Below are 25,502 nucleotides of genomic sequence, written 5' to 3' on the forward strand. Positions count from 1 at the left end.
GCGATCCCGGTCGACGTCGCGCCGAAGCATCCACTGATTGGTCTCCCACCCGTGTCCGCCGCCCCATCGCCCGGCTCGTCTCCCGCTCGAGACGTGCCCGCCGATCCCAACGCCCTCGTCGCTGCCGTGTGGCCCGCGCGTGCGCATCGAGACGACGGCGGAGAGCTCGTGCTCGGGGGAGTCGCGGCGACGGCGCTGGCCGCCCGATTCGGCACCCCGCTGTACGTGATGGACGAGTCCGAGGTGCGCGAGCACGCCCGGCGCGTGCGCGACGCCTTCGAGGGCGCCGCCGCCGCGCACGGCACCACGGCCCGCGTCTACTACGCGGGGAAGGCGTTCCTGTCCACCGAGATCGTGCGGTGGGTGACCGCGGAGGGCCTGGGCGTCGACGTCGCCAGCGGCGGGGAACTCGCCATCGCGATCGCGGGTGGAGCGGATGCCGCGGCTGTGGGATTCCACGGCAACAACAAGAGCGTCGCCGAGCTCGAGCGAGCGATCGACGTGGGCGTCGGCTCCATCGTCGTCGACAGCCACATCGAGATCGAGCGTCTGGCTGCTCTGACAGCGCGCGCCGACGCGCCGCGCACCGGCCCTCAGACCGTCTTCGTCCGTGTCAACAGCGGCGTGCACGCCGAGACCCACTCGTTCCTCGCCACCGCTCACGAGGACCAGAAGTTCGGCTTCGCCCTGCACGATGCTCCCGCCGCGGTGGCGCGCATCCGCGAGATCCCCGGTCTCCGGCTCGGCGGGCTGCACTCTCACATCGGCTCGCAGATCTTCGGAGTCGCGGGGTTCCGAGAGGCCGCGTCGCGTCTGATCGATCTGCACGCCGCGCTGCTCGAGGGGGGCGAGGTCCCCGCCCTGAACCTCGGCGGAGGGTTCGGTATCGCCTACACCGAGACCGATGAACCCACCGACATCGCAGACCTCGCCGCGGCCATCGTCGGTGCGGTCGCCGAGGAGTGCGCGGCCCGCGGCATCCCCGTTCCCCGCCTCGCGTTCGAGCCCGGACGCTCCATCGTGGGCCAGGCGGGGGTGACCCTGTACGAAGTCGGCACGGTCAAGCCCGTGCACCTCGAGTCGGGCGTGGACCGCCTCTATGTCAGCGTCGACGGCGGGATGAGCGACAACGCCCGCACCGCCCTCTACGGTGCGCAGTACTCCGCCCGGATCGCCTCGCGCACCAGCACCGCCGACCCCGCGCTCAGCCGGGTCGTGGGCAAGCACTGCGAAGCCGGCGACATCGTGGTCGACCTCGAGTACCTGCCCGGCGATGTGGCTCCCGGTGACCTGCTCGCCGTCCCCGCGACCGGCGCCTACTGCTACTCGCTCGCCAGCAACTACAACGCCGTACCCCGGCCCCCGGTCGTCGCCGTCCGCGACGGCGAGGCCCGGCTCATCGTCCGCGGCGAGAACGTGGACGACCTCCTCGCCCGAGACGTCGGCGCCGCGGCGCGGCCGGCCGACGCATCATCGAAGGGACCTCATGCCTGACTACCGTCGCCTGCGCGTGGCGCTCCTGGGAGCCGGCGCCGTCGGCTCCCAGGTCGCCGCACTGCTGCGCCTCCACAGCGCCGAGCTCGCCGACAGGGCCGGTGCCAGCCTCGAGCTCGCCGGCATCGCGGTGCGCAATCTCGACGCCCCGCGCGAGACCGACCTGCCCAAGGAGCTGTTCACCACCGACGCCGAGAGCCTCATCGTCGGCGCCGACATCGTGATCGAGCTCATGGGCGGGATCGAGCCGGCCCGCACCTATCTGCTGCAGGCGATCAACTCCGGCGCCGACGTCGTCACGGCCAACAAGGCGCTCCTGGCCACCCACGGCCCCGAGATCTTCGACGCCGCCGACCAGGTCGGAGCGCAGGTGTACTACGAAGCGGCCGCGGCGGGTGCGATCCCGATCATCCGGCCGCTGCGCGACTCGCTGGCAGGCGACCGCGTGCAGCGCATCATGGGCATCGTCAACGGCACGACCAACTACATCCTCGACCGCATGGACACCGAGGGGGCCGAGTTCGCCGACGTGCTCGCCGACGCGCAGCGTCTCGGGTACGCCGAGGCCGACCCGACAGCGGATGTGGAGGGCTACGACGCCGCCCAGAAGGCCGCGATCCTGGCGAGCCTGGCCTTCCACACCTCGGTGCCCCTGGAGTCGGTTCACCGCGAGGGGATCACCGGCATCGACAAGGCGATGATGGATGCCGCACGGCACGCCGGCCTCGTGATCAAGCTGCTCGCCGTCTGCGAGCGTCTGCGCGACGCCGGCGACGCCGAGTCGATCTCGGTTCGGGTCTACCCCGCTCTCATCGACCGCACCCACCCCCTCGCCAGCGTCCACGGCGCCAACAACGCCGTGTTCGTCCAGGCCGAGGCCGCGGGCAACCTCATGTTCTACGGCGCGGGTGCCGGCGGCGTGCAGACCGCCTCGGCCGTGCTCGGCGACGTGGTGTCGGCTGCTCGGCGTCACATCGCCGGCGGCGTCGGCGTGGGGGAGTCCACGCGGGCCAACCTCGCCGTCGTGCCGATCGGCAGGGTCACCACGCGCTACCAGATCACCCTCGAGGTCGACGACCAGCCGGGGGTGCTCGCCACGGTGGCCGGGATCCTGTCGGAGGGGCGTGTGTCGATCGCGACCGTCGAGCAGACGGTCGCCGGTGAACCGGTCCCCGGTGGCGGCACCGCGCCCCAGACCCCTGAGAACACCGCGCGCCTGGTCATCGGCACGCACAAAGCCAAGGAGCAGGACCTGAGCGAGACCGTGGCACGACTGGCCGGCAGCGGCGTCGTCGAGCGGGTCGTCTCGGTGCTGCGAGTGGAAGGAGAGTGACATGGCGCACGTCTGGCGGGGAGTCCTCCGCGAATACGCCGATCGACTGGGAGTGACCGACGACTCCACCGTGGTCACCCTGGGGGAGGGCGGCACGCCCCTTCTTCCGGCCCCGGCGCTGTCGCGGCGCACGGGTGCCGACGTCTGGGTGAAGTACGAGGGGATGAACCCGACCGGATCGTTCAAGGACCGCGGTATGACGGTCGCGCTCTCGCGCGCCGTCGAGCACGGCGCGAAGGCGGTCATCTGCGCTTCGACGGGCAACACCTCCGCCTCGGCGGCGGCCTACGCCGCGCACGCCGGCATCACCGCGGCCGTCCTCGTACCCGAGGGCAAGATCGCGATGGGCAAGCTCAGCCAGGCCGTCGCCCATCAGGGGCGTCTCATTCAGATCCGCGGCAACTTCGACGACTGCCTCGAGATCGCGCGCGAGCTCGCCGACAACTACCCGGTGCACCTGGTGAACTCCGTCAACCCCGACCGCATCGAGGGTCAGAAGACGGCGGCCTACGAGGTCGTCGAGGTGCTCGGCGACGCACCGGACTTCCACTTCATCCCGGTCGGCAACGCCGGCAACTACACCGCCTACTCGCGCGGTTACCGGGAAGAGGTCGAACGCGGCGTGGCCACCCGGGTGCCCCGCATGTTCGGTTTCCAGGCGGCCGGCAGCGCGCCGCTGGTGACCGGCGCGGTCGTGCGTCACCCCGAGACGATCGCCAGCGCCATCCGGATCGGAAACCCCGCGTCGTGGCAGTTCGCCCTCGAGGAGCGCGAGGCCACCGACGGCTACTTCGGCGCCATCGACGACGAGCGCATCCTCGCCGCGCAGAAGCTTCTCTCGGGCGAGGTCGGCATCTTCGTCGAGCCCGCTTCGGCGATCAGCGTCGCGGGGCTTCTCGACCGCGCCGAGGCCGGGGTCATCCCCGCGGGGTCGCGCGTGGTGCTCACCGTGACCGGGCATGGGCTGAAGGACCCGCAGTGGGCGCTGCGCAACGCCGACGGCTCGCAGGTGCAGCCGACGGTCGTCGACGCCGCGACCACCGAGGTCGCCTCGGTGCTCGAGCTCGCCCCTGTCGCGGCACCGGCGTGAGCGGGGTGCCCGTGGGGCGAGAAGTCGTCGTGCGGGTGCCGGCGACGAGCGCGAATCTCGGTCCGGGATTCGACACTCTCGGCCTCGCCCTGAGCGTCTACGACGAGCTGACGGTCACCGCCCTCGAACCCGGCCGCCTCGAGATCGAGGTCGAGGGACAGGGTGCCGACGGTGTTCCGCGCGACGCCTCGCACCTCGTGGTGACCGCGATCCGCTACGCGTTCGACGCGGTCGGACGTGAGGTGCCGGGGCTGCGTCTTCGCGCCGTGAACGTCATTCCGCACGGGCGTGGACTCGGTTCCTCGGGGGCGGCGGTCGTGTCGGGCCTCCTCGCGGCCAAGGGGCTCCTCGCCGGCGACGTCGACCTCGACGACGACACCCTGCTGCGCCTGGCCACCGAGATGGAGGGTCACCCCGACAACGTCGCGCCGGCCCTCTTCGGCGGACTCACGATCGCCTGGGTCGACGACGGGCGTCCGCAGCACAAGAAGCTGCTCGTGCACCGCGGTGTCGCGCCGCTGGTGTTCGTCCCCGAGTTCACGATGTCGACCTCGGTCGCGCGGAGCCTGCAGCCGCTTCAGGTGCCGCGCGAAGACGCCGTGTTCAACGTCTCGCGGTCGGCGCTGCTGATCGCGGCACTGACCCAGAGCCCCGAGCTGCTCCTGGCGGCCACCGAGGACAAGCTGCACCAGAACTATCGCGCGCAGGCCATGCCCGACACCGACAGGCTGGTGCGGGCGCTGCGCGCGGTGGGGTTCGCCGCGGTCGTCTCCGGGGCCGGGCCCAGCGTCCTCGTTCTCGCCGACGGGCCGGGTCGGCGCCTCGAGGCGGTGGCCGTCGCCGAACGCGCCACCGACACCCCGTGGGAGGCCCTCATGCTGGCCGTCGACGTCAAGGGTGGTACAGTGAGGGAGTACGCGGAGGGTTCCACGTGATACGTGAATCTGGCCTCCGTCGCAATTCTGCGAAACCACCGCACACCTCTCGTCCTGACGAAGCGCTCTAGCCACGCCAGGTCGCCGGTATCCGGACGAGATTCTGCTTTGCCGCGCGTGCGGTCGTCGTGCACCGTCTGACATTCATCTGCCTGCAATCTGCTGACAAGGAGAACTCGTGGAGTCCATCTCCGAGGTCCACACCCCTGACGACACCACCGACGAGCGCGCGGACGCGCCCGAGGCGGTCGCCACGGACCCGAACACCACCCCCGACAACCAGCCCGAGGCCGAGGCCACTGCTGCGGCGGACGCCGAGAAGAGCACGGATGCCGTCGCCCAAGCGACGCCCGCCGACGCCCCCGCTGCGGAATCCGCCGATGCCGCTGGCGAGGCACCGGCCGCCGATGCCGCCGCCGTCGTGGAGGCGCCCGCCGACGCTCCTGCCGAGGAGGCCCCCGCCGAGGCCGCGCCGCGCAAGCGTGCGCCCCGCCGTGCCAAGACCGAGGGCGCCACGGCGACCACCCGCCCCAAGCGCACCCGCGCCACCAAGGCCGAGAAGACCGCCGCGGCGGACGAGGCGCCTGCCGCGGACCAGCCGGCCGCCGACCAGTCCGCCGTCGACGAGGCCCCTGCCCCGGCGCCCGAGACGGCGGCTGCCGTCGACGACACGGCCGCCGACGCCGCGTCCAGCCAGAGCGAGGCCGACGCCGACGCCGCGTCCAGTGAGAGCGTCGCCGGCGCCACGACCTCCCCGGCGGAGGCGCCCGCCACCGACAGCACGTCCGAGGGTGATACGGCAGCGCCTGCCGGCGAGCAGTCCGACGACGCGTCGTCCTCTTCCGAGGGTGACGCCGACGCGGGCAGCCGCGACGACGCCGACGAGGCCCCGTCGCGTGGCCGGAGTCGGAGCCGCAACCGCAACCGCAACCGCGGCGGCCAGAACGGAGCCGCGCAGGAGGCCGGCAACGGCCAGGGCGGCCAGAACCAGGGCGGTCAGAACCAGGGTGGCAACGGTCGCGGCGCGCAGAACCAGAACGCCGCCGCCGCCGCGAACGCCGGCCCCGACGCATCCGATGAAGACAATTCTTCGACCGGCGGACGCGGTCGCCAGCGCAACAAGCGCCGGGGCCAGGGCCCGGTCGACGAGTTCGAGACCGAGATCAATGAGGATGACGTCCTCATCCCGATCGCGGGCATCCTCGACGTGCTCGACAACTACGCCTTCGTGCGCACCACCGGCTACCTCCCCGGACCGCAGGACGTCTACGTCTCGCTCGGTCAGGTGAAGAAGTACAACCTGCGCAAGGGCGACGCCGTCGTCGGCTCGATCAAGCAGCCGCGCGAGGGCGAGCAGTCCAGCCGCCAGAAGTACAACGCGCTCGTGAAGGTCGACGCCGTCAACGGCCTGTCGGTCGACGACGCCGCCGAGCGCGTCGAGTTCGGCAAGCTCACGCCGCTGTACCCGCAGGAGCGCCTGCGCCTGGAAACGGCGCCCGAGAAGCTCACGCAGCGCATCATCGACCTCGTGGCGCCCATCGGCAAGGGCCAGCGCGGCTTGATCGTCGCGCCGCCGAAGGCCGGGAAGACGATCGTGCTGCAGCAGATCGCCAATGCCATCGCGATCAACAACCCCGAGGTGCACCTGATGGTCGTGCTCGTCGACGAGCGCCCCGAAGAAGTGACCGACATGCAGCGGACGGTCCGCGGCGAGGTCATCGCCTCGACCTTCGACCGGCCGGCCGAGGACCACACCACGGTCGCCGAGCTCGCCATCGAGCGGGCCAAGCGCCTGGTGGAGCTCGGTCGCGACGTCGTCGTGCTGCTGGACTCGATCACGCGCCTGGGTCGTGCCTACAACATCTCCGCGCCCACCTCGGGTCGCGTGCTCACCGGCGGGGTCGACGCCTCGGCCCTGTACCCGCCCAAGCGGTTCTTCGGCGCAGCGCGCAACATCGAGAACGGCGGCTCGCTGACGATCCTCGCCACCGCGCTGGTCGAGACCGGCTCGAAGATGGACGAGGTGATCTTCGAGGAGTTCAAGGGCACCGGCAACAGCGAGCTGCGCCTGAACCGTCAGCTCGCCGACAAGCGCATCTTCCCCGCCGTCGACGTCAATGCGTCGTCGACGCGTCGCGAAGAGATGCTGATGTCGGCCGACGAGGTCAAGATCACCTGGAAGCTCCGGCGGGCCCTCGCGGGTCTGGACCCCCAGCAGGCGCTGGAGGTCGTGCTCGGCAAGCTCAAGGAGACCGGCTCGAACGTCGAGTTCCTCGTACAGATGCAGAAGTCGATGCCGGCACCGGCCCAGGGCGGTCACGGCGGCCACGGCAGCAGCCACGGTCACGACAACAGCATCCGCTGAGCGGATCGCCCGTGGCTGAGCCCGCGATGTGGGAGTCCGTCCGCGCGCTGATCGACGAGCACGCAGCGGTGCAGCACGAGCTGTCCGATCCGGCCGTGCACGCCGACGCGGCGCGCGCGAAGCGGGTCAACCGGCGGTACGCCGAGCTGTCGCGCATCGTCGCGGCCCACGAGGCCGTGCTCGCGGCATCCGAGGATCTGGATGCCGCGCGCGATCTCGCACGGGAGGACGCGTCGTTCGCCGAGGAGGTCCCGGCGCTCGAGGCTCGGCTCACCGAGGCGCAGGAGAAGCTGCGGCGCCTGCTGATCCCCCGGGATCCGGACGACGCCCGCGACGTGATCATGGAGATCAAGGCCGGCGAGGGCGGCGCCGAAAGCGCGTTGTTCGCCGCGGACCTGCTGCGGATGTACGTGCAGTACGCCGCCGCGAAGGGCTGGAAGACCGAGCTGCTCGAGCGCACGGAGTCCGACCTCGGCGGCTTCAAAGACGTCCAGGTGGCGATCAAGGGATCGTCGACCGACCCCGCGCAGGGCGTGTGGGCGCACCTGAAGTACGAGGGCGGCGTTCATCGCGTACAGCGCGTTCCCGCCACGGAGTCTCAGGGGCGGATCCACACCTCGACTACCGGTGTGCTCGTCTTCCCCGAGGTCGACGAGCCCGAAGAGGTGCAGATCGACCCGAACGACCTCAAGGTCGATGTCTTCCGCTCCTCGGGGCCGGGCGGTCAGTCGGTGAACACCACCGACTCGGCGGTGCGCATCACCCACCTCCCGACCGGCATCGTCGTGTCGATGCAAAACGAGAAGTCGCAGCTGCAGAACCGTGAGGCCGGTATGCGGGTGCTGCGTGCCAGACTCCTCGCGCGTCAGCAGGAGGAACGGGATGCCGCGGCATCCGATGCCCGGAAGTCGCAGATCCGGGGGATGGACCGCTCCGAACGGATCCGCACGTACAACTTCCCCGAGAACCGCATCGCCGACCACCGCACCGGTTACAAGGCCTACAACCTCGACCAGGTGATGGACGGCGCTTTGGAGCCCCTCATCGCGTCGTGCATCGCCGCCGACGAGGAGGAGCGGCTCGCCGCCCTCGGCGGCGACTCCTGACGGCGACGCCGCCAGACAGAGGCTCTCCGCCGGCGCGACGGCTCAGGGCGCCGGGGGACGGGGGAGCGCCCCGCGAAGACGCTCGAGCTGCGCGGCGGCGGCGAGGATCGTCCGCTCGCCGCCCGGGCGGCCGATGAGCTGCACGCTGACCGGGTGCCCGGCGGCCATCACCAGGGGGAGCACGAGTGCCGGAAGGCCGGCGACGTTGACGAAGCTGCTGAAGGGCGCGTACTCCACCTGCTGGGCGAAGCCCCGCTCGGGGTCGTCGCGGTCGTACCAGCCGATGGGACGCGGCGTCTGCGCGAGCGCCGGGGTGAGGACGACGTCGTAGGGCGCGAACGCGGCGATCGTCTCCCGCTCGAAGACGCGTGCCTCGGCGAGGGCGCCGAGCAGACCCCGGGCGTCGAGGGCGCGTCCCTCGCGCACGAGCCAGGCGGTGAGCGGTTCGACCATCCGCAGGTCGTCATCGGTGAGAGGGATGCGGGCAGCGCTTGCGCGCCACAGCACCCGGAAGAGCGGTCCGTAGCCGTGCGGTCGCCACGCGGCATCCTCCACCACGTGTCCTTCGGACGCGAGGCTTCTCGCGGCCTCATCGAGCGCGCCGATCGCCGCGGGATCCACCGCGATCTCGAGGTCGTCATCCCACGGCGACACCGTCGTGACACCCACGCGGAGGCGAGGCGGGTCCGCGGCCGTCGCCGGGAGGAACGGCGGCGAATCGGCGGCACGCACCGAGAAGTCGTAGGGGGCGAGTCCGCACAGCGCGTCGAAGAAGAACGCCGCATCCTCGACCGTCCCCGCGATGGGCCCGGCGACCGCGAGTCCGTCGGGTGCGTCCAGGCCCGACCCGAGGGGAAGGCGGCCCCGCGACGGCTTCAGCCCCACCACGCCCACGGTGGCCGCCGGGATCCGGATCGATCCGCCGCCGTCCGACCCCGGCGCGATCGCCAGCACGCCCGCCGCCACCGCCACCGCTGCTCCGCCGCTCGAACCGCCCGCTCCGTGGGCGGGGTTCCACGGGTCGCGCGCCCAGGCTCCGCCCTCGAGCGGCTCGGTGTACCCCGTCAGGCCGAACTCCGAGGTGCTGGTCTTCCCGATGCTCACGGCGCCCACCCGATCCAGGGCCGCGGCGAGCGGGTCTGATGCGGTCGGGACGAAGTCGACGCGGGTGCGGGATCCATAACGGGTGGGGACTCCGGCGCGCGCCACCAGATCCTTGTCGGCGATCGGGACGCCCCAGAGCGGCCCCGCCGGCGCGGCGGCGTCTCGGCGCGCCGCCTGCTCGAGGGCCCGTTCGGCGGTCACGTCGACGAAGGCCCCCAGCTCGCTCGTCGCCGCGGCCCGCGCGAGGGCGGCCTGAACGACCTCGACAGCGCTGAGCTCGCGACGCCGCAGCGCCGCGGCGAGGTCGACCGCCGACATCCCGAGGAGATCACTCACCCTCCGACCCTAGCCAGCCCGGCCGCCTGCGCCCTGCGGCGTGGCGGAGCCGGACCGGCCCGCCTCGACCAGTCGCGAGGCGTACCCTGAGCGCGTGATCATCTTCCTCATCCGCGCGCTCATCTTCCTCGTCTCCGCCGCGCTCGGGCTGATCGTGGCAGATCTCCTCCTGTCCGGATTCCGCATCGACTGGGCCAACTGGTGGGGATTCGCCCTGGCCATCGTCATCTTCGCGGTGCTGCAGAGCATCCTCACCCCGTGGATCGCGAGCGTCGCCCGCAGGAACGCCCCCGCCCTCCTCGGTGGCATCGGCATCATCTCCACGCTGGTCGCCCTGATCGTCGTGGTGCTCATCCCCGGAGCCGGCCTCACGATCGGCCAGCCGTTCGTGCTCACGTGGATCCTGGCGCCGGTGATCGTCTGGCTCGTCACGGCGCTCGCGACGCTGTTCCTGCCGATGATCTTCCTCAAGCGCAGAATCGATGAGCGACGTGACGGCGCCAACGGGCGCGAGAAGCGGGCCTGAACCGGCTCAGATCACGTATTCCGGCGCGGTCAGAACGGCGCGGGTGTCCATCCCCTCGCGCCGCGGCCGGGGCTTGGCGGGCACCCCCACCAGCACGCTGTCGGCGGGGGCGTCCTTGGTCACCACGGCATTCGCGCCGACGACGCAGCGGGCGCCGATCGTGATCGGCCCGAGGATCTTCGCGCCCGCACCGACAGCCACGCCGTCGAGCAGCGTGGGGTGACGCTTCCCCCCCTCGCGCTGTCGCCCGCCGAGGGTGACCCCGTGATACAGCATCACGTCGTCGCCGACCTCGGCGGTCTCGCCGATGACGATCCCCATGCCGTGGTCGATGAAGAAGCGGCGTCCGATGACGGCGCCCGGGTGGATCTCGATTCCCGTGACCCAGCGGGTCACCTGCGAGCCGAGCCGTGCGACGAACCGCAGGCGTCGCTGCCAGAGCGCGTGCCAGACGCGGTGCGCCCAGATCGCGTGGAGGCCCGGGTAGAGCAGAGCGATCTCCAGCGCCCCGCGCGCGGCGGGGTCGCGCAGCTTCGCGGCGGCGAGGTCTTCGCGCACCCGCGCGAGGGCTCGCGTGAGGATCATGCCGGTACCGCCTGTTCTTCGCGGAGGTCCGCGTACATCGCGGTCGAGAGGTAGCGTTCGCCCGAGTCCGGCACGATGACGACGATGCGCTTCCCGGATGCTTCGGGGCGACGGGCGATCTGCAGGGCCGCACTCACGGCGGCGCCCGCCGACATCCCGGCGAGGATGCCTTCGCGTTCAGCCAGGTCACGGGCGACCCGGATCGCGTCGTCGAAGTCGGCGTCGACGATCTCGTCCACGACGCTGCGATCGAGCACGTCGGGGACGAAGTTGGGGCCGATGCCCTGGATGCGGTGCCCGCCCGCTCGTCCCTCGGTGAGAACGGGGGAGTCCTTCGGCTGCACGAGGACGACCCTGACGTCGGGGTTCCGCTCCTTCAGCACGCGACCGACGCCGGTGACGGTGCCGCCGGTGCCCGATCCCGCGACGAAGTAGTCCACGCGACCGTCGGTGTCGCGCCAGATCTCCTCCGCGGTCGTCCGACGGTGGATCTCCGGATTGGCCGGGTGCTCGAACTGCCGGGCGAGGACGGCGCCAGGGGTGTCGGCGGCGATCTGCTTCGCCGTGCGGACGGCCTCCGTCATCCCCTTGTACGGATCGGTGAGGACGAGTTCGGCGCCGTAGGCCTTCAGCAGCGTCCGACGCTCCTTCGACATCGATGCCGGCATCGTGAGGATGACGCGGTAGCCGCGTGCGGCTCCGACGAGCGCGAGGGCGATGCCGGTGTTCCCACTCGTGGACTCCACGATCGTGCCGCCGGGCCGGAGTTCGCCCGAGGCCTCTGCGGCGTCGACGAGGGCGATGCCGAGGCGGCATTTGACGCTCGCGCCGGGGTTGTAGAACTCGAGCTTGGTGACGACCTCGGCGTGGAGGCCCTCGGTCAGGGCGTTCAGCCGTACGAGCGGCGTGCCGCCGAACGCGGTGGTGATGTCGGAATGGATGGCGGACACGGGAGCGCTCTTCGCCGCCGGGAGGACCCGGCTCAGTCCTCGCGGAGGTCGGCGTACAGCGGCGTGGAGAGGTAGCGCTCGCCGAAGGACGGGATGATGACGACGATGTTCTTTCCCGCCGCCTCGGGGCGGGCCGCGAGCTGCAGCGCAGCCCACACCGCGGCGCCCGACGAGATCCCGACGAGGATGCCCTCGCGGGCGCCCACGTCACGCGCCGTGGCGACGGCGTCATCGAACTCGACGTCGAACACCTCGTCGATGACGCCCCGGTCGAGGATGGCGGGGATGAAGTTCGGGCCGATCCCCTGGATCTTGTGGGGCCCGGGGGTGCCGGTGGTCAGCAGGGGCGAATCCGCCGGCTCGACCGCGACGATCTTCACTCCCGGCACGCGCTCCTTCAGCACCTGCCCGACGCCGGTGATGGTGCCGCCGGTGCCGATGCCCGCGACGAGGTAGTCGACGGCGCCGTCGGTGTCGCGGAGGATCTCCTCCGCCGTGGTCTTGCGATGGATGGCCGGGTTGGCCTCGTTCTCGAACTGACGGGCGAGAACCGCTCCCGGGGTCTCGGCCACGATCTCCTGCGCCTTCGCAACGGCGCCCTTCATGCCGCCGGCAGGATCGGTCAGGACGACCTCGGCGCCGTATGCGCGCAGCAGAATACGGCGCTCGATAGACATCGACGACGGCATCGCCAGGATCACCCGGTAGCCGCGGGCGGCCCCGACCATCGCCAGCGCGATGCCGGTGTTGCCGCTGGTGGCCTCGACGATCGTGCCGCCGGGCGTGAGCTCACCCGACGCCTCCGCCGCGTCCACGATCGCGATCCCGAGGCGGTCCTTGACGCTGGACGCGGGGTTGTAGAACTCCAGCTTCGCGATGACCGTGCCGGGGAGCCCCTCGGTGACCCGGTTCAGTCGGACGAGCGGCGTGTCGCCGAAGGCGGACGTGATGTCGGGGTGGATGCCGGGCATGGCGGACCTTTCGGGCGGTGGGGTGACCCTGAAAGCCTACGGGAGGCAGGGGGAGACGGCCCGAATGTGACAGTCTGGACGGCGGTCATGAACAGCTCCTCCGCCGCGATCCCCCTCGCCGACGCGCTTCGCGATGCCCGGGCACGGCTCGAACGCGCCGGTGTCGGCGGCGCCGACGTCGATGCCGAACTGCTCGCGGGACACGTTCTGGGACTCGGTCGGGGAGAGGTGCAGGCGTCCGCCATCCGCGGTGCACGCCTCGACGCCGCCCAGCGCTCCCGGTTCGACGCCCTCGTCGATCAACGGGCGACGCGTGTGCCGCTGCAGCATCTGACCGGACGCGCCCCCTTCCGTCATCTGGAGCTGCGCGTGGGCCCGGGGGTCTTCGTCCCACGCCCCGAGACCGAGATGGTCGCTCAGCTGGCGATCGACGCCCTTCGCGCGGCTGCGTCACCCGAGCCGATCGCCGTCGATCTCGGCACGGGCAGCGGCGCGATCGCCCTCGCGCTGGCGACGGAGGTTCCCCACGCCCGGGTGCACGCTGCCGAGAACGACGTCGAGGCGTTCCTCTGGGCGAAGGAGAACTTCGCCGCCGTGGGCGCTCCGAATGCGCGTGTCGCGTTCGTCGATCTCGCCGCCGCGTTCGGTGAGCTCGACGGAACCGTCTCCGTGCTGGTCTCCAACCCGCCCTACGTTCCCGACGACGCGGTGCCCCGCGACCCGGAGGTGCGGTTCTTCGATCCACCCGCCGCGCTCTACGGCGGTCCCGACGGACTCGACGTCGTCCGCGTGCTCAGCGGCGTCGGACGCCGACTGCTGCATCCGGGCGGGGTGCTCATCATCGAGCACGGGGAATGGCAGGGTGCCGAGATCCGCGCACTGCTGACGACGGACGGATGGCGCGCTGCAGCGACCCACCGGGATCTCACCCTCCGGGATCGCGCGACCACCGCGCTGCGTCCCTGAACCGGGCCGCGGGCCCGCGACGGAGGGGAGCCCGGGGCACGCGGAGGTCGGGGCCGTAGACTCGTCGCGTCATGTCTACCCTCTTCGACTGCCGTGACGACGAGCAGCTCCTTCCCGGTATGCGGCAGGCCCGACAGGCCATCAGCCGCGGCGACCTCGTCGTGATGCCCACCGACACCGTCTACGGCGTGGCCGCCGATGCGTTCAACGCCCGCGCCGTGCAACGGCTGCTCGACGCCAAGGGACGGGGCCGCCAGTCACCGCCGCCGGTGCTCGTGGCGGGACAGGCGACGCTGCGGGCACTGGTGGCGGAAGTCCCCGAGCCGGTCGAACGCCTGGTCGCGGAGTTCTGGCCGGGCGGTCTGACCATCGTTCTGCCCTCTCAGCCGTCACTGTCGTGGGACCTCGGCGAGACCCACGGCACCGTCGCGGTGCGCATGCCCGCCCACCGCATCGCGCTGGAACTGCTGGAGGAGACCGGCCCCCTGGCCGTCTCCAGCGCCAATCTCACCGGACAGCCGGCGGCCGTGCGGATCGACGAGGCCCAGGCCATGCTCGGCGACAGCATCGCGGTCTACCTCGACGGCGGACCCGCCGACGTCGGGGTCGCCTCGACCATCGTCGATGCCACGCCCCTGGTGGTGCGCGGCGCCGAGCCTCGGGTGCGGATCCTCCGCGACGGCGCGATCGGTCGGGATCGGCTCCGCGAGGTGCTGGGCGAGCTGCTGGAGGATCCGCAGCCGGCACCGGCGGGCGACGCCGAGTGAGAGCGGACGGCAGAGGGTGAAGCAGTACGTCTTCACGGTCCTCTTCACCGCCACGGTCACCTTCGTGCTGACCTGGGTGGTCTGGCGACTGAGTCTGCGCTTCAAGCTGTATCCCGGCATCCGCGAGCGCGATGTGCACAAGACCCCCACCCCGCGCCTCGGGGGAGTGGCGATGTTCCTGGGGGTGGTCGCCGCCTTCCTGGTGTCGTCGCAGAACCCCTTCTTCTCCATCGTCTGGCTCGAGCCGCGCACCGTCATCGCGATCCTCGTCGCGACCGCTCTCATCGTCATCGTCGGGGTCGCGGACGACCTGTTCGATCTGGATTGGATGGTCAAGCTCGGTGCGCAGTTCGTCGCGGCGGGCATCATCGCGTGGTTCGGCGGGCTGCAGATCTACACACTGCCGATCGGCGACCTCATCATCGGCTCCGGCTGGCAGAGCTTCCTCCTCACCGTCCTGTCGATCGTGATCGTCATGAACGCGGTCAACTTCATCGACGGTCTGGACGGTCTGGTCGCCGGAGTCTGCCTCATCGCGAATGTCGTGTTCTTCGCGTACTCCTACCTGCTCGCCCGCGACACGGGGCAGAACACCTACTTCAACCTCGCCACCCTGATCGCGGCCGTGCTGATCGGAGCGTGCATCGGCTTCCTGCCGCTGAACTGGAGCCCGGCGAAGCTGTTCATGGGCGATTCCGGAGCCCTGATGCTCGGTCTCCTCATGGCCTGCTCGGCGATCTCGATCACCGGGCAGCTCTCGCCCGAGCTGCTCGACCCCGAGCGCTTCGGCCGCTCCCAGCTGCTGGGTGCCTTCATCCCGATCATCCTGCCCATCGTGGTCGTGCTGCTGCCGCTGCTCGATTTCGGCCTGGCCGTCATCCGGCGCATGCGTGCCGGAAAATCGCCGTTCTCGCCCGACCGAAAGCACCTGCACCACCGCATGCTCGACATGGGGCACAGCGATCGCGACGCGGTGCTCATCTTCTATTCGTGGACCGCCGTGGTCAGTCTCGCGGTGCTGCTGATGTACGTCGGCACCCAGGAGGAATGGCCGGGAGACTATCTCCTGGGCGTCGCCCTGGGTGCTGTCGGCGTCGTCGCCTGCCTCGTGGTCACCCTTCTCCCCGCTCGCCAGCGCGGCCGCAGCGCCGCCGACGTCCCCCAGGAAGCCTCATGACCTCCGATGTGTCCAGCAACCCGATCCTTCGCACGACCCTCCTGTGGTCGGGGGTGGTCACCGTGGTGCTCGCCGTCGCCGCGGCCATCATCGGCGGCCTCGTGGCGGGCACGGACGGGGTGTGGAGCGCCCTGTCCGGCGTCATCCTGGCCGCAGTCTTCCTCGGCATCACCGGCGCCAGCATCCTCATCGCCAACCGCTGGTTCGGCGACCCGCTCTATGTGCCGGTGTTCTTCGGGATCGTCATGGGCGGCTGGATCCTCAAGCTCATCGTCTTCATCGTCGCCCTGATCATCCTGCGCGGGCAGCCGTGGCTGAACGGCCCGGTCTTCTTCGTCGCCGTGGTGGTGAGCGTTCTGGCATCGCTCGCGATCGACGTGGTCGTGCTCACCCGGATGCGCATGCCCCACGTCAGCGACGTGTCGCTCCCTACCACGGACCCGGAGGAGGACCGCAACCGGCCTCTCGACGACGAGAAGGACCCGGACACCCGGAAAAACGACGCTCCCTGAGTTTGATAGGGTGGTCACTGCGCCCGCCCGCCGCTCTGCGCGCGTCTGCGGAACGACTCTCACCGACCATCGTCGCAACGGTCCTCGACCGGTGCCCCGAAGCTGGAGCCCGCGCTGTCTACTCAAGCTGCGACCCTGATCGCGAATGCCTCGTCGTCCGACGGTGAGTTCCACCCGCCCTCGATCTCGGACTTCTTCCCGCCGAACATCCTCGAGGGCCTCGGGCTTCCGATCGAGTTCACGCGCATCAACCTCGTGCAGGTGCTCGCGACGATCGTGCTCATCCTCGTCTTCGTCATCGGCACGCGCCGCATGCGGATCGTCCCGACCCGCTTCCAGAGCGTGGTCGAGATGGGCCTGGACTTCGTCCGGGTCAACATCGCGCACGACCTGCTCGGGCGCAAGGACGGCGACCGCTTCCTGCCGCTGCTGACCACGATGTTCTTCATGATCCTGTTCATGAACATCACCGGGATCATCCCGGGGCTGAACATCGCAGGAACGAGCGTCATCGCGGTACCGCTGCTGCTGGCGATCGTGTCGTACGTGACCTTCATCTACGCGGGGCTCCGCAAGAGCCCGAAGAACTTCATCAAGAACTCGCTCTTCCCCTCGGGCGTCCCGCCGTTCCTCTACATCATCGTCACGCCGCTGGAGTTCCTCTCCACCTTCATCATCCGGCCGGTGACGCTCACGCTGCGACTGCTGATGAACATGATCGTCGGGCACCTCATGCTCGTGCTGTTCTTCTCGGCGACGCAGTTCTTCCTCTTCACCGCCGACGGCCTGTGGAAGGCCTTCGGCGTCGGCACCCTCGCCTTCGGGCTGGCCTTCACTCTCTTCGAGATGCTGGTCGCCTTCCTGCAGGCCTACGTCTTCACGATCCTCACCGCGGTCTACATCCAGCTCGCGGTCGCGGAAGAGCACTGAGCGGGCAGGCTCCGGCCTACCCACCCAACCGAAAGGAAACACACCCGTGGATGCAACTACGGTTCTCGCCCAGGTCACCGGTTCGATCGCGACCGTCGGCTACGGCCTCGCCGCCATCGGCCCCGCCATCGGCGTGGGCATCGTCGTCGGCAAGACCATCGAGGGCGTCGCTCGTCAGCCCGAGCTGGCCGGTCGCCTCCAGGTCCTGATGTGGATCGGTATCGCGTTCACCGAGGCGCTCGCGTTCATCGGCATCGCGACCGGCTTCATCTTCGGCGCCTGATCCCCTTCCTCACGTTTAAGGAGACGAGATGCTGAACGCTCTTGTCACTCTCGCTGCGGAAGAGGGTGAGTCGCAGAACCCGCTGCTGCCGGCGTACTACGACATCATCTGGTCCGCGGTGTGCTTCATCGTCATCCTGGCGGTGTTCTGGCGCATCGTTCTGCCGCGCATGCAGAAGCTGCTCGACGAGCGCGCTGCCGCGATCGAGGGCAACATCGCCAAGGCCGACGAGGCCCAGCGCAAGGCCGAGGCCGCGCTCGAGGAGTACACCGCACAGCTCGCCGACGCCCGGCGTGAAGCCGGCGAGATCCGCGATGCCGCCCGCGAGGACGGCAAGAAGATCCTCGCCGAGGCGAAGGACGCCGCAGCCTCCGAGGCCGCGCGCATCACCGCCACCGCGCACGCTCAGATCGAGGCGGAGCGGCAGTCGGCTCTGGTGTCGCTGCGGAGCGAGGTGGGCACGCTCGCCCTCGACCTCGCCGGTGGTGTGATCGGTGAGACCCTCTCCGACGACGCCAAGGCGCAGGCGGTCGTGGACCGCTTCCTCGCCGAGCTCGAGGCCGACGAGGCCGCCAAGGCCGCAACCGGTCAGAAGCAGGGCCTCTGATGGGAAGCGCGACCACGCAGGCCCGGGTGTCGGGCATCGCTGCACTGGATGCCGCGGCGATCACCGACCTCGCCGTGGCGCGTGAGCTCTTCGGGGTCGCTCGTGCCGTGGGTCAGACCCCGCAGCTGGCATCGGCCCTCGCCGACGCGGCGGCGCCTGCGCCGGCCCGACAGAAGGTCGTCGACGACGTCTTCGGGCGTCAGGTGTCGGCCATCACGCGCACCCTGCTGGGCGCCGTGGTCGCGGAGCGCTGGTCGTCGGCCGCCGACCTCGTGGAGGGCATCGAGGAGCTGGCGGTGCGTGCCGCCGCCGTGGCGGAACCGCAGGCCGACGTCGAGGCCGACCTGTTCGCTTTCTCCCGCGTCGTCGCCGACAACGGCGAGCTCGAGCTCGCGCTCGGCAGCCGTCTGGGCGACCCGGCGGCGAAGGGCCGGCTCGTGTCCTCCCTGCTCGCAGGCCGCGCAAGCGCATCGGCGATCGTCATCGCCGACGCCCTCGTGCAGCAGCCCCGCGAGCGCCGCGTGCGTCAGCTCCTGACCTGGGCGATGCGCATCGTCGCCGACCAGCGCGGCCGCAAGGTCGCCACGGTCGTCACCGCCGTCGCTCTCAGCGACGCGCAGATCGAGCGTCTGGCACGGACGCTCTCGGCCCGCTACGGCACCGAGGTATCGATCAACACCGTCGTCGACCCGACCGTGGTCGGCGGGCTGCGCGTGCAGATCGCCGACGACGTGATCGACGCCAGTGTGTCGTCGCGCCTCGCCGACCTCCGCCAGCGGCTGGCCGGCTAACAGACTTCCCGTGCGCTTCCCAGGAAGCGCCGGAGCATTCGGGGTCACACTCGACGGTGAGGCCCCACCGAACGAAGGAAGATCATGACAGACCTCTCTATCAGCCCCGACGTCATCCGTGACGCGCTGAAGGACTTCGTCGCGGCCTACGAACCCACCGGCGCTGCCGCGACCGAGGTCGGCACGGTCATCGACGCCGCCGACGGCATCGCCCACGTCGAGGGCCTGCCCGGCGTCATGGCGAACGAACTGGTGATGTTCGCCGACGGCACCCAGGGACTCGCGCTGAACCTCGACGAGCACGAGATCGGTGTCGTCGTCCTCGGTGAGTTCTCCGGCATCGAGGCCGGCATGCAGGTGACCCGCACCGGCGAGGTGCTCTCGGTCGCCGTCGGCGACGGGTACCTCGGTCGCGTGGTCGACCCGCTCGGCAACCCGATCGACGGACTCGGCGAGGTCGCCACCACCGGCCGCCGCGCCCTCGAGCTCCAGGCGCCCGGCGTCATGCAGCGCAAGTCCGTGCACGAGCCCATGCAGACCGGCATCAAGGCCATCGACGCGATGATCCCGATCGGTCGCGGTCAGCGTCAGCTGATCATCGGCGACCGTCAGACCGGCAAGACCGCCATCGCGATCGACACGATCATCAACCAGAAGGCGAACTGGGAGTCGGGCGACCCGACCAAGCAGGTGCGCTGCATCTACGTCGCGATCGGTCAGAAGGGCTCCACCATCGCCGCGGTGAAGGGTGCGCTCGAGGACGCCGGCGCGATGGAGTACACCACCATCGTCGCCGCTCCCGCCTCCGACCCGGCCGGCTTCAAGTACCTTGCGCCCTACACCGGCTCGGCCATCGGTCAGCACTGGATGTACGACGGCAAGCACGTGCTGATCGTCTTCGACGACCTCACCAAGCAGGCCGAGGCCTACCGTGCCGTGTCGCTCCTGCTGCGTCGTCCCCCGGGCCGCGAGGCCTACCCCGGCGACGTCTTCTACCTGCACTCGCGTCTGCTGGAGCGTTGTGCGAAGCTCTCCGACGAGCTCGGCGCCGGGTCGATGACGGGGCTGCCCCTCATCGAGACCAAGGCCAACGACGTCTCGGCGTACATCCCGACCAACGTGATCTCGATCACCGACGGTCAGATCTTCCTGCAGTCCGACCTCTTCAACGCCAACCAGCGTCCGGCGGTCGATGTGGGTATCTCGGTGTCCCGCGTCGGCGGTGACGCCCAGGTGAAGTCGATCAAGAAGGTCTCGGGCACGCTGAAGCTCGAGCTCGCGCAGTACCGCTCGCTCGAGGCGTTCGCGATGTTCGCCTCCGACCTCGACGCCGCTTCCCGCCGCCAGCTGGCGCGCGGCGCGCGCCTGACCGAGCTTCTGAAGCAGCCGCAGTACTCGCCCTACCCGGTCGAGGAACAGGTCGTGTCGATCTGGGCGGGCACCAACGGCAAGCTCGACTCGATCGACGTCGAGGACGTGCTGCCGTTCGAGCGCGAGCTGCTGGACTACCTGCGTCGCAACACGACGATCCTCGACCGCCTCCGCGACTCCAACGTCCTCGACGACGACACCGTCGCCGAGCTGGACAAGAAGGTCGACGAGTTCATCCTGGAGTTCCGCTCCGGCAAGGGACAGTCGATCAACCGTCCCGGCAGCGACGAGGTCGCGGCCGCCGAGGCTGAGGACGTCAACCAGGAGAAGATCGTCAAGGGCCGTCGCTGAGCGGAACCGGTAAAGGATCATGGGCGCACAACTGAGGGTCTACAAGCAGAAGATCAATTCTGCTCAGACCACGAAGAAGATCACGAAGGCGATGGAGCTCATCGCTGCTTCGCGGATCCAGAAGGCGATGGCGCGCGTGCGCGCGTCCTCACCCTTCGCCCGCGCGGTGACCCGCGCGGTGTCCGCGGTGGCGACGCACTCCAACGTCGATCACCCCCTGACGCAGGAACGGTCGACCATCCGCCGTTCGGCCGTGGTCATCTTCGCGTCGGACCGGGGGCTGGCGGGTGCGTTCAACTCCCAGATCCTCCGCGAGGGCATGGAGCTGGCGGCACTGCTGCGGTCGGAGGGCCGCGAGCCGGTGTTCTACCTGATCGGTCGCAAGGCCGTCGCGTACTTCCAGTTCCGACGCATGGAGGCCGCCGCGGAGTGGACGGGTGACACCGACACCCCGCAGTTCCACACCGCCGAGGAGATCTCGGCCACGCTGCTCGACGCGTACAACCGCGGGGGAGAGCAGGGCGGGGTGGATGAGATCCACCTGGTGTACAACCGCTTCGTCAGCATGATGACGCAGAGCCCCGAGACCGTGCGTCTCCTTCCCCTGGAGGTCGTCGAGGCCGAGGAGGAAGCGTCGGCCCAGGTCTACCCGCTCTACGAATTCGAGCCGGACGCCGAGACGGTCCTCGACGCGCTCCTGCCCGTCTACATCCAGAGCCGCGTCTTCAATGCGCTCCTTCAGTCGTCGGCGGCCAAGCACGCCGCGACCCAGAAGGCCATGAAGTCGGCCAGCGACAACGCAGACAAGCTCATCACCGACTACACCCGGCTGCGCAACAACGCGCGTCAGGCCGAGATCACGCAGCAGATCGCCGAGATCGTCGGCGGCGCCGACGCTCTCGCGTCGGGCAAATAGACCCACACGAAAGAGAAGAAGCCATGAGCCTCACCGCTGAGAAGACGGATGCCACGACGGCCGCAGCGCCCGCCGTCGGCCGGGTCGCCCGCGTCACCGGTCCGGTCGTCGACATCGAGTTCCCCCACGATGCGATTCCCGACATCTACAACGCGCTGAAGACGACCATCGTCATCGGCGATTCGTCGTCCGAGATCACCCTCGAGGTCGCCCAGCACCTCGGTGACGACCTCGTGCGCGCCATCGCCCTCAAGCCCACCGACGGCATCGTCCGCGGCCAGGAGGTGCGCGACACCGGCGAGCAGATCACCGTGCCCGTCGGCGACGTCACCAAGGGCCGCGTGTTCAACGTCACCGGCGAGGTGCTCAACGGCGCCCCGGGCGAGACCATCGAGATCACCGAGCGCTGGCCGATCCACCGTCAGGCGCCGAACTTCGACCAGCTGGAGTCCAAGACCCAGATGTTCGAGACCGGCATCAAGGTCATCGACCTCCTCACCCCGTACGTGCTCGGTGGGAAGATCGGTCTCTTCGGTGGTGCGGGCGTCGGCAAGACCGTCCTCATCCAGGAGATGATCCAGCGTGTCGCGCAAGACCACGGTGGTGTGTCGGTGTTCGCCGGCGTGGGTGAGCGCACCCGCGAGGGCAATGACCTCATCGGCGAGATGGAGGAGGCGGGTGTCTTCGACAAGACCGCCCTCGTCTTCGGCCAGATGGACGAGCCGCCGGGCACGCGACTTCGTGTGGCCCTGTCGGCGCTGACGATGGCGGAGTACTTCCGCGATGTGCAGAAGCAGGACGTGCTGCTGTTCATCGACAACATCTTCCGCTTCACGCAGGCCGGCTCCGAGGTCTCGACGCTGCTCGGCCGCATGCCGTCCGCGGTGGGGTACCAGCCGAACCTGGCCGACGAGATGGGTGTGCTCCAGGAGCGCATCACCTCGACGCGTGGTCACTCGATCACCTCCCTCCAGGCGATCTACGTCCCCGCCGACGACTACACCGACCCGGCGCCGGCGACCACCTTCGCCCACCTCGACGCCACCACCGAGCTCTCGCGCGAGATCGCGTCGAAGGGTCTGTACCCCGCGGTCGACCCGCTGACCTCGACCAGCCGCATCCTCGACCCGCGTTACATCGGTGAGGACCACTACCGCGTCGCGACCGCCGTGAAGCAGATCCTGCAGAAGAACAAGGAACTGCAGGAGATCATCGCGATCCTCGGTGTCGACGAGCTCTCCGAAGAGGACAAGGTCGTCGTCGCCCGCGCGCGTCGCATCCAGCAGTTCCTCTCGCAGAACACGTACATGGCGAAGAAGTTCACCGGTGTCGAGGGCTCCACGGTCCCGATCAAGGAGACCATCGAGTCGTTCGACGCCATCGTCAAGGGTGACTTCGACCACGTCGCCGAGCAGGCGTTCTTCAACGTCGGCGGCATCTCCGACGTCGAAGAGGCATGGGCGCGCATCCAGAAGGAGAACGGCTGATCATGCCTCTCAAAGTCAGCCTGGTTTCCGCCGATGCGGAGGTCTGGTCCGGCGAGGCCTCGCTGGTGGTCGCCAAGACGGTCGAAGGAGAGATCGGCTTCATGGCCGGCCACGAGCCGGTGCTGGCCATCCTCGCCGAAGGCCAGGTGCGCATCACCCGCACCGACGGGTCGAAGATCGTCGCCAACGCCCAGGACGGCTTCCTGTCGATGGAACGCGACGAGGTCACGGTCGTGGCAGGAAACGCCGCACTGATCTCCTGAGCGCCTGATCCCGCCTCCGCTTTCCCGCGAGAGTGCAACTGGCCGCCGAGAGCACGGGTGAACCCCGTGCCCTCGGCGGCCAGTGTCATCCTCACCGTCCTCCATCGTGGTGCCGCATGCTGATCCTCCTCCCACCCTCCGAGACGAAGCAGACCGGCGGGCGCCGTCGGGCGCTCGACCTCGACAGCCTGGCGCTGCCCTCCCTCGGGCCGCAGCGCGAGGCGGTTCTCGCGGCGCTGATCACGCTGTCGGACGATGCGGACGAGGCCGCCCGGGTGCTGAAGCTCGGACCGCGCCAGCGTGACGAGGTCGCGGTCAACGCGCTCCTGCGCACCGCCCCGACGCTTCCCGCGGCCGACCGCTACACCGGGGTGCTCTTCGACGCCCTCGATGCTCCGAGCCTCGATGCGCCGGCGCGACGCTGGCTGAAGACGCACGTGCTCATCCACTCCGCCCCGTTCGGCCCCGTGGGGGCGCTCGATCCCATCCCCAACTACCGATTGGGCGCCGGTGTGCGCCTCCCCGGGCTCGCGGCACCCGCCCGGCACTGGGCGGATCCTGTCGCCGCCGCCCTCGCGACCGTGGCACCGCCGTTCATCCTCGACCTCCGCTCCCACGCCTACGTCGCTCTCGGACCGGTGCCCGGCTCCGTCCCCGCTGTCTCGCTGCGGATCGTCACCGACGCCCCGGGCGGCACGGTGCGCGCTCTGAACCACTTCAACAAGCACGCCAAGGGCGAGCTCGTCCGGCTGCTCGCCATGGAGCGACCGCGCATCCGCAGCGTCGCGGGGTTCCGGCAATGGGCGGATGACGCGGGGCTGCGGGTGGTCGGAGAGTCCGACTCCGCAGAGCTCGACCTGATCGTCTGACGCCGGCTACCGCCGCGTGTGCGCTGCAGTGCGCTCGGTGTTCTCCGCGATCGCGATGAGAGCGACGACCGCTTCGATGACGAACCGGAGAGCGATCACCGCCAGGAACGAGAAGAGCGGGACCAGGATGACGGTGGCCACGATCAGCGAGATGCCTGCGCCCGGGTTGAACCAGAGAGCGCCGATGCCCTCGACGATCCCGGTCACGAGATAGACGACGAAGGCGATGCCGATCGCCATCAGACCCACGACGTAGAACACGGCAGCCAACCGTCGTGTGATGAAAGTGCGGAACGACAGATCGAACAGCGCGCGGAAGAAGCCCCGCCCGATGTCGGCCGTGTCGCTGTCGCCGACGGACGGGACGCCGGTGTCGTCGACGCCGGCGATGCCGGGCGCCGCGGGCTCGGTGGCGCGGGCGGCCTCGGCGGCGGGCTGACGGGGCAGCGGGGGAGGGGTGTCGGTGCTCATGGATCCTCGTCCTTCGGTGGCCTCTCCCGGCCACGTTACCGATCGCGACGCGCCCGACCCCGTGTTTCTGGGAATTTCCTCACAATGGCGGCTCGGCGTCGATACCATGACCACGCGGGCAGACCATCCCGCCGTGCTTGCACGCTGGGGACACTCTGGAGGTCTCATGGATTCCACGTACGACGGATACGGCGCGATGCTGGCGTTCCTGCTGATCCTGCTGCCGCTCCTGCTCATCTTCGCGCTCGCGGGGTATCTGATCAGCGCCTTCTTCCTCATGAAGATCTTCGAGAAGGCCGGCGTCGAAGGGAAGTGGCGAGCGTGGGTGCCGGTGTACAACACCCTGGTCCTGGCAAAACTCGGTGACCTCTCTCCCTGGGTCATGCTGGGCGCCGTCGTGGGTTCGGCCATCCTCAGCCAGATACCGGTCATCGGCTGGATCCTGTCCCTGGTGGCCATCGCGGTCGGCGTCATCGTCGGCTGGCGGGTCGGGCTGAAGCTCGGAAAGGACTGGCCCTACCTGCTCCTCTGGCTCATTCCCGGCGTCGGAACCCTGATCTGGCTGGGCATCCTCGCCTTCTCCTCCGACCGTTGGAACCCCAACATCCCGCCGGCGCCGTGGGCGAACTCGTTCCTCAAGGACACCACGGTGTGGCCCGGCATCCCGCAGCAGCAGAGTGCCGTCGCGGCGCCCGGCTACGGCTACCCGACGGCCGCGTCCGGCGGCCCGGCCGCGCCGCCCGCCGGGTACGAACCCGCGCCGGGCTACCAGGCTCCGCCCGCGCCGGCTGCCGCGCCGCCCGCAACGCCCCCGGCACCTCCTGCCACGCCGCCGGCGGCCGCGCCCCCGGCGAACCCGACCCCGCCGCCCGCGGCGCCGCCGGCGAACGAGCCGCCCGCGGGACCGGACGCTCCGCGTCCGTAACCCTCCACGACAGCCCCCGGC

The 25,502-nt window shown here is 70.0% G+C and carries 26 protein-coding genes; 21 read left to right on the forward strand and 5 right to left on the reverse strand.

What is annotated here, in order from left to right; genetic code table 11:
• Positions 1–93 precede the first annotated feature (93 nt).
• The 6 genes from lysA to prfA all read left to right on the forward strand — a co-directional run bounded on the left by lysA (position 94) and on the right by prfA (position 8,323).
• Positions 94–1,494 (forward strand): diaminopimelate decarboxylase, encoded by a 1,401-nt coding sequence (gene lysA, locus DT073_RS07495; RefSeq protein ID WP_240638805.1) that lies wholly within the window; start codon positions 94–96, stop codon positions 1,492–1,494.
• A complete protein-coding gene (locus DT073_RS07500) occupies positions 1,487–2,827 on the forward strand; it encodes a homoserine dehydrogenase (RefSeq protein WP_124292823.1) in 1,341 nt (446 codons plus the stop codon). The genes lysA and DT073_RS07500 overlap by 8 nt, the downstream gene beginning before the upstream one ends.
• 1 nt (position 2,828) lies before the next feature.
• Positions 2,829–3,917, forward strand: a complete 1,089-nt coding sequence (gene thrC / locus DT073_RS07505; RefSeq protein WP_124292824.1) for a threonine synthase — start codon at positions 2,829–2,831, stop codon at positions 3,915–3,917.
• A complete protein-coding gene (gene thrB / locus DT073_RS07510) occupies positions 3,914–4,852 on the forward strand; it encodes a homoserine kinase (RefSeq protein ID WP_124292825.1) in 939 nt (312 codons plus the stop codon). The genes thrC and thrB overlap by 4 nt, the downstream gene beginning before the upstream one ends.
• A 178-nt stretch (positions 4,853–5,030) precedes the next feature.
• Positions 5,031–7,217 carry a transcription termination factor Rho gene (rho, locus tag DT073_RS07515; RefSeq protein ID WP_124292826.1) on the forward strand — a complete coding sequence of 729 codons (2,187 nt, stop codon included), beginning with the start codon at positions 5,031–5,033 and terminating at the stop codon, positions 7,215–7,217.
• Positions 7,218–7,243: 26 nt separating this feature from the next.
• On the forward strand, positions 7,244–8,323 hold the full coding sequence (gene prfA / locus DT073_RS07520; protein WP_124294411.1) for a peptide chain release factor 1: 1,080 nt from the start codon (positions 7,244–7,246) through the stop codon (positions 8,321–8,323).
• Positions 8,324–8,365: 42 nt separating this feature from the next.
• Here prfA and DT073_RS07525 read toward each other — a convergent pair whose 3' ends face one another.
• Positions 8,366–9,763, reverse strand: coding sequence for an amidase (locus DT073_RS07525; RefSeq protein ID WP_124292827.1), 1,398 nt, complete (start codon positions 9,761–9,763; stop codon positions 8,366–8,368).
• 94 nt (positions 9,764–9,857) lie between these two features.
• Here DT073_RS07525 and DT073_RS07530 point away from each other — a divergent pair, with 94 nt between their 5' ends.
• Positions 9,858–10,289 carry a hypothetical protein gene (locus DT073_RS07530; RefSeq protein ID WP_124292828.1) on the forward strand — a complete coding sequence of 144 codons (432 nt, stop codon included), beginning with the start codon at positions 9,858–9,860 and terminating at the stop codon, positions 10,287–10,289.
• 6 nt (positions 10,290–10,295) lie between these two features.
• Here DT073_RS07530 and epsC read toward each other — a convergent pair whose 3' ends face one another.
• Genes epsC through cysK (DT073_RS07545) form a run of 3 tightly spaced genes read right to left on the reverse strand, consistent with a single transcriptional unit; the run spans position 10,296 to position 12,795 of the window.
• Entirely contained in the window at positions 10,296–10,874 is a 579-nt protein-coding gene (gene epsC / locus DT073_RS07535; protein WP_124292829.1) for a serine O-acetyltransferase EpsC, read from the reverse strand.
• Positions 10,871–11,824, reverse strand: a complete 954-nt coding sequence (cysK, locus tag DT073_RS07540) for a cysteine synthase A (RefSeq protein ID WP_124292830.1) — start codon at positions 11,822–11,824, stop codon at positions 10,871–10,873. Before cysK (DT073_RS07540) ends, epsC begins: the two co-directional genes overlap by 4 nt.
• Before the next feature lie 32 nt (positions 11,825–11,856).
• Positions 11,857–12,795, reverse strand: coding sequence for a cysteine synthase A (gene cysK, locus DT073_RS07545; RefSeq protein WP_124292831.1), 939 nt, complete (start codon positions 12,793–12,795; stop codon positions 11,857–11,859).
• Positions 12,796–12,882: 87 nt separating this feature from the next.
• Here cysK (DT073_RS07545) and prmC point away from each other — a divergent pair, with 87 nt between their 5' ends.
• The 13 genes from prmC (at position 12,883) to DT073_RS07610 (ending at position 24,085) form a co-directional block, all read left to right on the forward strand.
• Positions 12,883–13,761 (forward strand): peptide chain release factor N(5)-glutamine methyltransferase, encoded by an 879-nt coding sequence (gene prmC / locus DT073_RS07550; RefSeq protein WP_124292832.1) that lies wholly within the window; start codon positions 12,883–12,885, stop codon positions 13,759–13,761.
• A gap of 71 nt (positions 13,762–13,832) precedes the next feature.
• On the forward strand, positions 13,833–14,528 hold the full coding sequence (locus DT073_RS07555) for an L-threonylcarbamoyladenylate synthase (protein WP_124292833.1): 696 nt from the start codon (positions 13,833–13,835) through the stop codon (positions 14,526–14,528).
• 16 nt (positions 14,529–14,544) lie between these two features.
• Positions 14,545–15,705, forward strand: a complete 1,161-nt coding sequence (locus tag DT073_RS07560) for an MraY family glycosyltransferase (protein ID WP_124292834.1) — start codon at positions 14,545–14,547, stop codon at positions 15,703–15,705.
• Positions 15,702–16,217, forward strand: coding sequence for a Cg1360 family ATP-synthase-associated protein (locus DT073_RS07565; protein ID WP_235014696.1), 516 nt, complete (start codon positions 15,702–15,704; stop codon positions 16,215–16,217). The genes DT073_RS07560 and DT073_RS07565 overlap by 4 nt, the downstream gene beginning before the upstream one ends.
• A gap of 135 nt (positions 16,218–16,352) precedes the next feature.
• Complete coding sequence (gene atpB, locus DT073_RS07570) at positions 16,353–17,147, forward strand: F0F1 ATP synthase subunit A (protein WP_179559124.1); 795 nt, start codon at positions 16,353–16,355, stop codon at positions 17,145–17,147.
• A 46-nt stretch (positions 17,148–17,193) separates the two neighbouring features.
• Entirely contained in the window at positions 17,194–17,430 is a 237-nt protein-coding gene (gene atpE / locus DT073_RS07575) for an ATP synthase F0 subunit C (RefSeq protein WP_124292836.1), read from the forward strand.
• Between the two features lie 28 nt (positions 17,431–17,458).
• Positions 17,459–18,037, forward strand: a complete 579-nt coding sequence (locus DT073_RS07580; RefSeq protein ID WP_124292837.1) for a F0F1 ATP synthase subunit B — start codon at positions 17,459–17,461, stop codon at positions 18,035–18,037.
• Positions 18,037–18,828, forward strand: coding sequence for a F0F1 ATP synthase subunit delta (locus tag DT073_RS07585; RefSeq protein WP_124292838.1), 792 nt, complete (start codon positions 18,037–18,039; stop codon positions 18,826–18,828). Before DT073_RS07580 ends, DT073_RS07585 begins: the two co-directional genes overlap by 1 nt.
• 84 nt (positions 18,829–18,912) lie before the next feature.
• Positions 18,913–20,550: a F0F1 ATP synthase subunit alpha gene (gene atpA / locus DT073_RS07590; RefSeq protein WP_124292839.1), complete on the forward strand. Its 1,638-nt coding sequence runs from the start codon at positions 18,913–18,915 to the stop codon at positions 20,548–20,550.
• A gap of 19 nt (positions 20,551–20,569) precedes the next feature.
• Positions 20,570–21,466, forward strand: coding sequence for a F0F1 ATP synthase subunit gamma (locus DT073_RS07595; RefSeq protein WP_124292840.1), 897 nt, complete (start codon positions 20,570–20,572; stop codon positions 21,464–21,466).
• A 23-nt stretch (positions 21,467–21,489) separates the two neighbouring features.
• Positions 21,490–22,953, forward strand: a complete 1,464-nt coding sequence (gene atpD / locus DT073_RS07600; protein WP_124292841.1) for a F0F1 ATP synthase subunit beta — start codon at positions 21,490–21,492, stop codon at positions 22,951–22,953.
• 2 nt (positions 22,954–22,955) lie between these two features.
• Positions 22,956–23,216 (forward strand): F0F1 ATP synthase subunit epsilon, encoded by a 261-nt coding sequence (locus DT073_RS07605; protein WP_124292842.1) that lies wholly within the window; start codon positions 22,956–22,958, stop codon positions 23,214–23,216.
• Positions 23,217–23,332: 116 nt separating this feature from the next.
• Entirely contained in the window at positions 23,333–24,085 is a 753-nt protein-coding gene (locus tag DT073_RS07610; RefSeq protein ID WP_124292843.1) for a YaaA family protein, read from the forward strand.
• Positions 24,086–24,091: 6 nt separating this feature from the next.
• On the opposite strand, the gene DT073_RS07615 is transcribed toward DT073_RS07610, so the two are convergent.
• On the reverse strand, positions 24,092–24,556 hold the full coding sequence (locus DT073_RS07615) for a DUF4282 domain-containing protein (RefSeq protein WP_124292844.1): 465 nt from the start codon (positions 24,554–24,556) through the stop codon (positions 24,092–24,094).
• A 166-nt stretch (positions 24,557–24,722) separates the two neighbouring features.
• Here DT073_RS07615 and DT073_RS15835 point away from each other — a divergent pair, with 166 nt between their 5' ends.
• Entirely contained in the window at positions 24,723–25,481 is a 759-nt protein-coding gene (locus DT073_RS15835) for a large exoprotein (protein WP_164478167.1), read from the forward strand.
• Positions 25,482–25,502 lie beyond the last annotated feature (21 nt).

Source organism: Microbacterium sp. ABRD28 (genome assembly GCF_003850245.1).
In the GTDB taxonomy this organism is placed as follows: domain Bacteria; phylum Actinomycetota; class Actinomycetes; order Actinomycetales; family Microbacteriaceae; genus Microbacterium.